The organism is Synechococcus sp. R5-15, assembly GCF_047462035.1.
GTDB lineage: Bacteria > Cyanobacteriota > Cyanobacteriia > Thermostichales > Thermostichaceae > Thermostichus.
In genome coordinates this window covers 1-1,207 of record NZ_JANSIK010000036.1, presented here as the reverse complement: position 1 = coordinate 1,207, position 1,207 = coordinate 1, and the positions used below count along the sequence as shown (strand labels likewise).

Below are 1,207 nucleotides of genomic sequence, written 5' to 3'. Positions count from 1 at the left end.
AGGTAGTTGACGAAACTTAACGGATGTTTTAAGTTTAGGTTGTCAATCTTCGCGCTTCCTTAGGGAAGTTTGTCCTCATGACTACTGTTATCCAACGTCGCTCAACCAGCAACGTGTGGGAGCAGTTCTGCGAGTGGGTCACCTCCACCGATAACCGCCTTTACATTGGCTGGTTTGGGGTGCTGATGATTCCCACCCTCCTGACTGCCACCACCTGCTTTATCATCGCCTTCATTGGGGCTCCGCCGGTGGACATTGACGGCATCCGCGAGCCCGTTTCCGGTTCCTTGCTGTACGGGAACAACATCATTTCTGGGGCTGTAGTGCCCTCTTCGGCAGCCATTGGCCTGCACTTTTACCCGATTTGGGAAGCCGCCTCACTGGACGAGTGGCTGTACAACGGCGGTCCGTACCAGCTGATTGTGCTGCACTTTTTGATTGGGGTGTTCTGCTACATGGGACGCGAATGGGAGCTGAGCTACCGTTTGGGGATGCGGCCCTGGATTGCGGTGGCTTACTCTGCGCCCGTGGCAGCGGCCACAGCAGTGTTTTTGATTTACCCGATTGGGCAGGGGTCGTTCTCGGACGGGATGCCCTTGGGGATTTCGGGGACCTTCAACTTCATGCTGGTGTTCCAGGCAGAGCACAACATCCTGATGCACCCGTTCCACCAGCTGGGCGTGGCCGGCGTGTTTGGTGGGGCGTTGTTTAGCGCCATGCACGGGTCGCTGGTGACCTCCACCCTGATTCGGGAGACCTCGGAAGAGGAGTCCCAGAACCTGGGGTACAAGTTTGGGCAAGAGGAAGAGACCTACAACATTGTGGCGGCGCACGGGTATTTTGGCCGGTTGATTTTCCAGTATGCGTCGTTCAACAACAGCCGGAGCCTGCACTTTTTCCTGGCGGCTTGGCCGGTGGTGGGGATCTGGTTTACGGCGCTGGGGATCAGCATCATGGCGTTCAACCTGAACGGGTTCAACTTCAACCAGTCGATTGTGGACAGCAACGGTCGAGTGGTTGGGACGTGGGCTGATGTGCTGAACCGGGCGAACCTGGGGATGGAAGTGATGCACGAGCGGAATGCGCACAACTTCCCGCTGGATTTGGCGGCGGTGGAGGTAGCGCCTGCGGTGCGTGGCTGATGGCCTGACCTGACGCTTCAACAGCATTGGTGGATCCCCCAGCTTGGTCTGGGGGATTTTTTTGT

General features: G+C 57.3%; 1 protein-coding gene. It reads left to right on the top strand.

From position 1 onward, the window contains the following. Positions 1-77 precede the first annotated feature (77 nt). Positions 78-1,142 (top strand): photosystem II q(b) protein, encoded by a 1,065-nt coding sequence (gene psbA, locus NW839_RS03780; RefSeq protein ID WP_414351839.1) that lies wholly within the window; start codon positions 78-80, stop codon positions 1,140-1,142. The last annotated feature ends 65 nt before the right edge of the window (positions 1,143-1,207 follow it).

Coding starts and splice junctions, on each gene's coding strand:
- psbA (WP_414351839.1), top strand. CDS start 78: ATGACTACTGTTATCCAACGTCGCTCAACCAGCAACGTGTGGGAGCAG.